Source organism: Thermostichus sp. OS-CIW-31 (assembly GCF_054060305.1).
This window is the reverse complement of record NZ_JBSSDA010000003.1, coordinates 185,108-194,283: the sequence shown is the minus strand read 5'-3', so window position 1 is coordinate 194,283 and position 9,176 is coordinate 185,108. Positions and strand designations below refer to the sequence as shown.

Annotated in this window: 8 protein-coding genes; 5 read left to right on the top strand and 3 right to left on the bottom strand. The window is 56.0% G+C overall.

The features are described from left to right. The first annotated feature begins 378 nt into the window (after positions 1–378). From ACVWY9_RS03460 to pxcA, 4 genes are all read left to right on the top strand, one after another. Positions 379–735, top strand: a complete 357-nt coding sequence (locus ACVWY9_RS03460) for a ferredoxin-thioredoxin reductase catalytic domain-containing protein (protein WP_011432451.1) — start codon at positions 379–381, stop codon at positions 733–735. Positions 736–839: 104 nt separating this feature from the next. After that, positions 840–956, top strand: a complete 117-nt coding sequence (locus tag ACVWY9_RS03455; RefSeq protein ID WP_011432450.1) for a photosystem II reaction center X protein — start codon at positions 840–842, stop codon at positions 954–956. Positions 957–1,212: 256 nt separating this feature from the next. Beyond that, complete coding sequence (locus tag ACVWY9_RS03450) at positions 1,213–2,616, top strand: glycosyltransferase (protein WP_457387514.1); 1,404 nt, start codon at positions 1,213–1,215, stop codon at positions 2,614–2,616. A 180-nt stretch (positions 2,617–2,796) separates the two neighbouring features. Further along, positions 2,797–4,179: a proton extrusion protein PcxA gene (gene pxcA, locus ACVWY9_RS03445; protein WP_457387513.1), complete on the top strand. Its 1,383-nt coding sequence runs from the start codon at positions 2,797–2,799 to the stop codon at positions 4,177–4,179. A gap of 163 nt (positions 4,180–4,342) precedes the next feature. Here pxcA and ACVWY9_RS03440 read toward each other — a convergent pair whose 3' ends face one another. Next, complete coding sequence (locus tag ACVWY9_RS03440) at positions 4,343–4,933, bottom strand: DUF721 domain-containing protein (RefSeq protein WP_457387512.1); 591 nt, start codon at positions 4,931–4,933, stop codon at positions 4,343–4,345. A gap of 33 nt (positions 4,934–4,966) precedes the next feature. Next, positions 4,967–6,811 carry a mechanosensitive ion channel family protein gene (locus tag ACVWY9_RS03435; protein ID WP_457387511.1) on the bottom strand — a complete coding sequence of 615 codons (1,845 nt, stop codon included), beginning with the start codon at positions 6,809–6,811 and terminating at the stop codon, positions 4,967–4,969. On the opposite strand from ACVWY9_RS03435, the gene ACVWY9_RS03430 reads away from it, so the two are divergent. Next, positions 6,793–6,924, top strand: a complete 132-nt coding sequence (locus ACVWY9_RS03430) for a hypothetical protein (protein ID WP_414343450.1) — start codon at positions 6,793–6,795, stop codon at positions 6,922–6,924. The genes ACVWY9_RS03435 and ACVWY9_RS03430 overlap by 19 nt on opposite strands. Here ACVWY9_RS03430 and uvrB read toward each other — a convergent pair. Next, the gene (gene uvrB, locus ACVWY9_RS03425; RefSeq protein WP_457387510.1) at positions 6,921–9,008 is read right to left on the bottom strand and encodes an excinuclease ABC subunit UvrB; all 2,088 of its coding nucleotides are present in this window, start codon (positions 9,006–9,008) and stop codon (positions 6,921–6,923) included. The two genes, ACVWY9_RS03430 and uvrB, sit on opposite strands and share 4 nt — an antisense overlap. Between the last annotated feature and the right edge of the window lie 168 nt (positions 9,009–9,176).

The following is a 9,176-nucleotide window of genomic DNA, read 5'->3' as shown; positions in this document are numbered from 1 at the left end:
GTCGGAAGCAGGAACCCGCCGAGACGACTGCGCAAGGAGCCATCCATGCGCAGCGTGGTAGGAATCTCCAGCCTTCAGGCCGGGGAGGATGTCAAGGTATTCTGTAGAGCACGCCAAGGCTGGCTCTTGCTACGGCCCCTAGATGTTGCCTTGTGTAACAGCAAGGGCATAATCTTTTGTCCTGCCTAGAGGTCTGCTGTACAACGAAGAGCGAGATACAGCTTTTCTCGACGTTGTGGGAGGTCTGTGGAGTTATCTGTGGAGTTAATAGAATCCCGGCCCCCTACACGTCTGTACTGGCTTCGGGAGGCGTCGTCGGAAAAAGCTGTGAACCCCATTGCTAGCAACAGCCGGTTAGTTCCACTTTTGGGAATCGTCATGGAAAGTCGTGGTTACAAAAAGTCCTCACAGAAGAGCTTTGAGTTGATGCGGCATTTCGCAGAAACCTACGCCAAACGCTCCGAGACCTTTTTCTGCTCGGATCCATCAATTACGACGGCGGTGATCGAAGGCTTGGCTCTGCACAAAGAGCAATTGGGCGCCCCGCTGTGTCCCTGTCGTTTTTATGAAGACAAAGAGGCAGAAGCAAAAGCAGGCTATTGGAATTGCCCCTGTGTACCCATGCGGGAGCGAAAGGAATGTCACTGTATGCTGTTCTTAACGCCGGATAACCCCTTTGCCGGCAAGAGCCAAACCCTAGAGGAGGTGCCCCTGGAATACCAAACTACCAAATGACAGCGCCCGGCAGGGACAAAGGCAGGCTTTGGAAGGGTGACAGGGCTCGGTATAATCGAAAAGCCGTTGGGCAATGGTTATTTGCACGAGGAGGAAACGCTTTTATGACTCCCTCACTTGCTAACTTCCTCTGGAGCTTGGTGGCTGGTGCAGTTGTGCTGGGGGCTCTCTTTGGCGCCATCATCTTTGTCAGCCAAAGGGATAAAGTGCGTCGTCGCTGAGATCCCCGCTCGTTGGCACTTGCCCGCCAATGCTTCCCTTTTCCCTGTACTGCTATCGCTGGGTGGAGAGAGACTGGGGTGGCAAGATGTGGCTGCGGTACGCAATCGCTGGAGGGCTTCGCCCCTGTTGTCGGGGATCCAGCTGGGTTGGGTGACCAACAGATTGAGATCTAAGGTGCTTGAAGCCGTTGTTGCAAACGATCACACCTTATGATCGAAGACTATCCAGCGATACCCCAGGGATCCCTTGCCAGCGTTGACCCACCCCTTGTATTACTGGCGGCAAAAAAACCGCTACTACCACGAGGATCTGGAGCGGCTGCATCGCTTTTTTGTCCCTGCCGGTTTGCGCATCTTGGAGATTGGTTCCGGCACGGGCTCCCTGCTCAATGCCTTGCAGCCCAGCTTCGGGGTGGGGATCGACCGGGATGCGGACATTGTTGCCCAAGCTCAGGCAGAGTTTCCCCATCTCCATTTCCGGGTGCAAGATGCCCACACGCTGGACAAAGGGGATCCCGTCTTGGCGGAGCCTTTTGATGTGATCTTGCTCGTCAATACCCTGGGCTACCTGGCCGACATCCAGCAGGTTCTCCAGCAGTTGCGCCGCTTCTGTACCCCACGCACCCGCCTGATCCTCTCCCACCACAACCCGCTCTGGGAGCCGATTCTGGGCTTGGCAACCGCTCTGAAGCAACGGATGCCTCTGCCGGCAGCCAACTGGTTATCGGCAGCCGATGTGGCCAACCTGCTGCACTTGGCAGGATACGAGGTCATTCAGCAGGGCAAGCGGCTGTTGTTGCCGCGGCGGATCCCGTTCCTTTCGACTGTGATCAACCGGGTGATTGCCCCATTGCCCGGGATCAACGCCCTCTGCCTGACAGAGTACACGATCGCTCGCCTGCAGCCCGACCCTGCCTGGGATCCCCCCCCTGAGCAGCAGCCTTCCTGCACCGTGGTGATTCCGGCTCGGAATGAAGCGGGCAACATCCGCCGCTGCGTGGAACATTTGCCCGAGATGGGATCCCGCACCGAGATCATTTTTGTGGAGGGGCATTCCAGCGACGAGACTTGGGCCGAGATCCAGCGGGTACAGGCGGAATACCAAGGGATCCGCAATATCCGGGCTCTACGGCAGGAGGGCAAGGGCAAGGGGGATGCGGTGCGCAAGGGGCTGGCTGCCGCTACAGGGGATGTGTTGATCATCCTCGATGCCGATTTGACGGTACAGGCAGAGGACATGCCCAAGTTTTTCCGGGCTGTGGCTTCCGGGCGATGTGATTTTGCCAATGGTTGTCGCCTTATCTATCCCCTGAAACCAGAGGCAATGCCTCGGCTAAACCAATGGGCCAATCGTTTTTTTGCCGCTCTCCTCTCCTACATTCTCGGCATCCGCATCAAAGATTCCCTCTGTGGCACCAAGGCCCTGTGGCGGGAGGATTACCAGCAGATTGCCAAGCTGTGCCAAGAGTGGGGGGATTTCGACCCGTTTGGAGATTTTGACCTGTTGCTGGGATCCGCCAAGCGCACCCTGAAGATCCTGGATATCCCCGTGCGCTATTTCCCCAGAACCTATGGTCGCTCCAACATTCACCATGTGCGAGAGGGGCTGCGGCTGCTGCAGATCTGTGGCTTTGCCCTCAAGCGCTTTAAGGGATACTGAAGTTTGCTCTGACCCAAAGGTGCCGGTCTGTACTTCTGTCGAGGCAGGGCCAGTCTCTGCAAGTACTTCTCCACCGTTGGGATTCCCGCCTAGGCACCCAGGACTCGTTACAATAATTAGTCAATCGGATCACTGTAATGTGTGGATCGGCCCCCATGGGGAGTGCCACGGGAACGAGCAATGGGAGAATCCGTATTGAGCAGGCTGGGCCAATGGATCTCAAATACCCCCCTGCGCTCCCTCGACCAAGCTTATGAGGCTGCCCTGCGCATTAAAGCCATTGAGGATCAATACTTCCAGGGAGGATCCATCGGCAGCAACGGGCAACATGGCCAGAATGTCAGCCGCTACTTTCAAATTCAACTGCGCCGGCAACTGCGCCAGATCGATCTGCGTTTGGCAGAGTTCAGAGCCAGCAGCGCCTTTTCTCGCCTGCCGGATCCCGAGCAAAATGGCAGTGGCCCTGTTTCTGCCCAAGATAAAGATCAAGAACGCCATGCCGCTGAGGTCAATGCTCCTGAAAGCAACGGCGAAAACTCCGAGAATGGTTGCCAAAGACGAGATCTTTCCATTTTGGAGAAACTGCAGTTTATCGATCAGGTGACTTCTCGATACAAACGCCCGACCAGAAAATCCCAGCCCATCTCTGCTTCAATTTCCACTTCACCTGAGCCTCTCGAACGGCCAGAACAACCTACCTCAACCCAACCCAGTTCTTCTAATGTCTCTGTCAAGGCAGGCTCCGGCAATGGCGCTGCCCCGGTCGCTTCCAAAGCTGCGATTCTGCCCCGCTCCATTCTGCGCACGGCCAGCCAAATCCGCCGTGAGCTGAGTTCCCAGGCCGAAGAGGAACTGATCCAGGAGTATCGCGAGGCTCGCACTCGCACACTGGTATCGATTCGTTTTCTGTTGTTGTTGGCCATTTTGCCTCTGCTCACCCAGATCCTCTCGAAAAACTTTCTGTTTGGGCCATTGGTAGATCACTTGCAACAACGGGAGCCTGCCATTGTGGCTCTGAGCCACGAATTCCAAGAAAAAGCCCTGTCAGAGTTCGAGTTTTTCAAGGAAAGAATAGAATTTGAGCGAGCTTTGCACCATCAATCTCCAGAGTGGGATCTGGAATCAGCGGATCAACTGTCCATGAAGGCAGAGGAACTGCTGAAAAAATATAGCCGTAGGAACTCGGAAGGCTTGAAGAATATCCTTGCTGATTTGCTTTCGCTGCTGGTGTTTGGCTGGCTTATCTTTGTTGGGCGTGAGGAAATCGAAGTCCTCAAGTCTTTTTTGGATCGTCTGATCTACGGTCTCAGCGATAGTGCCAAGGCTTTCATTATTATTCTCTTTACCGATGTGTTTGTCGGTTATCACTCTCCCCACGGTTGGGAGGTGCTGCTGAGTAATTTGGCTGCTCATTTGGGGGTACCGGAGAATCGCGATTTTATCTACGGCTTTATTGCTACTTTTCCGGTTTTTCTGGATACACTTTTTAAGTATTGGATCTTCCGCTATTTAAACCGTGTATCGCCGTCTTCAGTAGCCACCTATCGGGCTATGAACGATTAAGGGTTCGCAGTTGCATTTCAAACTGGGTTGAGACGCTTCCCAAGCGCTCCTTGCCGCTGCCGTAACCATCCACAACCTCTCTCAGAGGAAGAAAGAAGTTGGGGATCGACCTGACGAATCGTTTGATTGCCATTTGAAGCAACCGTAATTCGAGTTTCCTGAGTTAGCTGGGCGGGCGCAAGGATTGTCGATGGCAGAACCCACAGACAAACCAACGCTCCAATTCGGCGGCAGGGGTGGGACAGCGGCAGGCGGGGCAGGGGAACAGGTTTTGCTGGGTTTGTTGTTGTTTCACCACCCTGGCCCAGCGCTCGAAAGCCACTTTCGGGTCGGAGGCGGGCTGTTTCGAATTGGGGCCGCGACAGGATCCAGAGCGTTGCTCATTTTGGGGTGCCAGGCGGGGGGTGGCATAAAACTTGCTGGTCAACTCCGCATCAGGGTGGGGGGTGGCTTGGCTGGATCCCTTGTGCCAGGCACCAGAGCTGAAGCGGATATCGCTGAGGGGAGATTGTAGCCGGCTGTTGAGTTTCCTGAGAATGATCTGGCGTTGCAAGGTTAAGTTTTGTGCCCAGGCCGGGGTAGAGGTGGCCACCTGCAGCACCTGTCGGCGCAGGCTGAGAGGATAGGTTTGGGCGGCTACGGCCTCTCCGACGAGTTCGGGCCAGAGCTGCCGCAGGGTTTGCATTTGCTTCAGTTCAGCCCAACGGGGATGGCTGCCAAAGCTTCCCAGTACCTCATCTAACCGCTGCAACATGGTGTCGATAGGGTGTCAATGGCAGGCAATAGCTTAGGAAACACCATTTTGGTCTTCCGGCGATTGAGCCGCTTCTTTGAGGGCAGAGTGAATGGAGTCGGCATCGGGCAAAGGAGGGGATCCGCCATTTTGACTGAGGGGGGCAAATCCCTCTAGGCTGCGGATGTGAATATCTTGTTGCGGGAAGGGGATGCGGATCCCACGTCGCCGAAACTCAGCCTCGATTAGGAAGTTTAGCTCGCTGATCAAGACAAACTGATCTTGAGGACGGTTGATCCACACCAGCAGCTCAAAGTTAAGTGCAGAAGGGCCAAAGGACTTGAGCCAGACTTGGGGGGCGGGGCTGCTCAACACCCGAGCATTTTCTTTGGCGGCGCTGAGCAGGGCTTCGGTAACCAAGGCGGTATCGGAGCCGTAGGCCACGCCCACAGGAATGTGGATGCGACAGCGGGGATCCCGGTAGCTCCAGTTCACCACCTTCGATTCGGTAAAGCGGGAGTTGGGCACAATCACAAAAATGCGATCCAGGGTGCGCAAGACGGTGGCCCGTGGGCCAATGCGCTCCACTGTGCCGAGCAGGTTGTCCACTTCCACCAGATCCCCGATTTGGATGGGGCGCTCCAGCAAAATGGCAATGTAGCTGATGTAGTTGTTGGAGAGGTTTTGCAAACCAAAGCCGATCCCCAAACCCACCGCCCCGGCAATAACCGCCAAGGAGCCCAGATTAAGGCCGCTGAAGGGCAAGACCAGAAGGATGCCGAACAGGGTCAGGATGTACTTGAAGATGGCCGCCGAAGACTCTTGGGTGCCCAGATCCAGCCCCAGGCGTGCCAAAAAGCGCTGCTTGAAGCCAACACTGACGTAGTGGGCGCCAGTGAAAACCAAGATAGAAAGGAGGAGGAAGACCAGCAAGCTGGCAATCGAAACGCTGGAGTTGGGCAGAGGCTGGGTGAGAACGCCCAGAGCCGTGGCGACCACACGACCCAGGCCCAGGTAAAAGGAGCGCTGAAACGGTCGTAGGGCAGGGATGAAGCTGATACCGCGATCCAGCGAGATGCCGGCGATGAGGATCACCCCCACGCCCCGCAGCAGCATCCCACCCACATCAATCCAGGTGCCCCAGGTCTCTCCGGCCTTAAGCTCCAACCAGCGTTGCAGACGGGTTAAGCTGCGGTCGAACAGCCGCCAGAGAAAGAACCCCACCACCAGGGTGGCGATCCCTGCCAAAAGGGTCAGAACCAGCACGCGCGGATCCTGGGCCCGCTGCAGAGCCAGCAGATCTTCGCGGTAATCGGCAATCGCTTGCTCCAACCGCCGCGCCCAACTGTTAGCCACCAGACGCACGTCATTCAGGTTCACCTGACCCAGTGCCACCCTGCGCTCCGCGGCAGCATCGGCATAGGTGACGGTAAACAAATACCGTTGTGTGCGCTCAAAGCGGCCTCTTTCCCCCAGGCGTAAGATGTATTGCCCATTGGCATCCTGGGCCACCCGTACCTCTGGCTCCGGCAACTGCCCTTCTTCCAGAAAGCGCTCGATGATTGCCCGAACGTTGTCGGCCCGCACATCGCTGGGGTAGTCTGCCGTCTGCAGGCGGAACACCGGTATGTTCCCCACCAACACCTCTGTGCCCTCTTGGCCGGTCAAAGGGATCCCGACTGGGCTGGGAGCCGGAGCAGGGGATCCCTCAGGAGTTGGCGCTTCAGCCGGTGTGGGTCGGGGATCGGCCAGGAAAAAGTTGGGATCCCGAAATTCAAGGGCTTGAGCCAAGGGGATCCCTGAGGAGGCAGAGGCGACGGCAGGGGTAAGCCAGAGACCTATCCCCACCGTCAGCCCAATCAAGAGAACTGCTCGCCGAAATGGGACGGAGTCCTGCATGGCCGGTTTGGTACGAACGCCTATCGATCAATTGGGGATCCCTGGTGCTGCCCCGCAAGCTCATGGTGGCACAAGCCGACCTCAATTTTGGCCGATCTGAGCAAGGATTTTAGGTGCCCTGAGAATGGCCCAGAAGGCGTTGACGCAGCTTTTTGATTCTATCTCGCAGCTCGGCGGCTTCCTCAAATTCTAGGTTTTTGGCGGCCTCTTTCATCTTCAGTTCCAGTTGGCCGATCAGCTCCGGAATCTCGGAGAGAGGGATCTCTTGCGCAGCTTGAAAGGCTTTTTCCAAATCTGGGTCGTTAAGTTTGCGGGAGATGGCCAAAAAAGACAAGATGGCATTGCTGTTTTTCTTGACGATGGGCTTGGGCGTGATGTTGTGTTGGCGGTTGTATTGCAATTGAATTTCGCGGCGACGCTGGGTTTCGGCAATGGCCCGGGCCATGCTGCTGGTCATGGTGTCGGCGTACATCACCACCGTTCCACGGACATTCCGCGCTGCCCGCCCGATCATCTGAATCAGGGAGCGCTCTGCTCGCAAAAACCCTTCTTTGTCGGCATCCAAAATGGCCACCAAAGAAACTTCTGGCAAGTCCAACCCTTCCCGCAGCAAGTTGACCCCCACCAACACGTCAAAGGCCCCTTCTCGAAAATCTTGTAAGATTTCAATTCGCTCAATCGAGGTGATCTCGGAATGCAAATAGCGAACTCGGATCCCTCGCTCCTGGAGATATTCTGTGAGATCTTCTGCCATCCGTTTGGTGAGGGTGGTCACGATCACCCGTTCGGCAGATCCCTGCTGAGAGCGTTCCAATCGCAAGTAAATTTCTCCCAGCAAATCGTCCACTTGCCCAGCCGTGGGGCGCACATGCACCTCGGGATCCACCACCCCAGTGGGCCGAATCACCTGTTCGATAACCCGACCGCTGCCCTGCACATAAAACTTCAAGGTCTTGCCATCTTCCACCCGGGTTTCAAATTGGGCCTCGCTCTGCTCCAGTTCCCAGTTGCCGGGAGTAGCCGAAACAAAGATGCACTGATGAACTTTGGCCCAAAACTCTTCGGCTTTGAGGGGGCGATTGTCGAGGGCGCTGGGCAGGCGAAAACCGTGATCCACCAGCACCTGCTTGCGGGCACGGTCGCCATTATACATGCCGCGAATTTGGGGCACGGTCACGTGGGATTCATCCACCACCAGCAGCCAATCGTTGGCCTTGAAATAATCCACCAAGCAGGCGGGGGGCTCTCCTGCTTTGCGTCCCGTTAAATGTCTAGAGTAGTTTTCGATCCCATTGCAATAGCCCACCTCTCGCAGCATTTCTAGGTCGTAGCGGGTGCGCTGTTCCAGCCGTTGGGCTTCCAGGAGCTTGCCTTCTTTGCGAAAGAGGGCCAGTTGCTCTTCCAGTTCTTGCTCGATGTTGAGGATTGCCCGCTCCAGTTGTGCTTCCGGCGTTACAAAGTGCCGAGCAGGATAAACTCTGAGGGCGCTGAGGCTGTTCAAAATCTCGCCTGTAACCGGGTCGATTAAGCGAATGGCCTCGATCTCATCCCCAAAAAATTCGATGCGAATGACCCGATCCTCATACGCCGGCACAATTTCCAGCACATCCCCTTTGAGGCGAAATCGCCCTCGCACCAGCTCCAGGTCATTGCGCTCGTACTGGATGCTGGCCAGAGCCCGCAAGACATCCCGTTGGTTAATCTCCTGGCCGACTTTGAAGGGGATGGAAGCCTTCAGGTATTCTTCTGGCATGCCCAGACCATAGATGCAGCTCACCGAGGCCACCACAATCACATCCCGCCGTTCAAACAAGGAGCGGGTAGCCGAGTGCCGCAGCATATCGATTTCATCGTTGATAGAGGAAGATTTGGCGATGTAAGTATCGGTGCTGGGAACATAGGCTTCCGGTTGGTAATAGTCGTAATAGCTGATGAAGTATTCGACGGCATTATTGGGAAACAGCTCTCGTAGCTCATTGCACAGTTGTGCCGCCAGCGTCTTATTGTGGGCCATCACCAAGGTGGGCCTGCCGATTTGCTGGATGGTGTGGGCGATGGTAAATGTTTTGCCGGTTCCGGTTGCTCCCAGCAAGGTTTGAAAACGATGGCCTTCTGAAATCGACTTCACCAAGCCGGCAATTGCCTTAGGTTGATCTCCGGTGGGTTGATAGGGAGAAACCAGTTGAAACTCTGACATGGGTTTGACTTTCGGATGGGCCTAGATAGCTGCCGGGCTGGTCAAGGCAGGGCTGATCTGCACGTTGGTTTGGAATGGTGGTGCGGATCACAAAGGCTTGTGGGGTGCCTCTAAGCTTGACCGCCTGCTCAGCAGTGGGCTCCAGCTTGCGCACCAGGATGAGCCTCT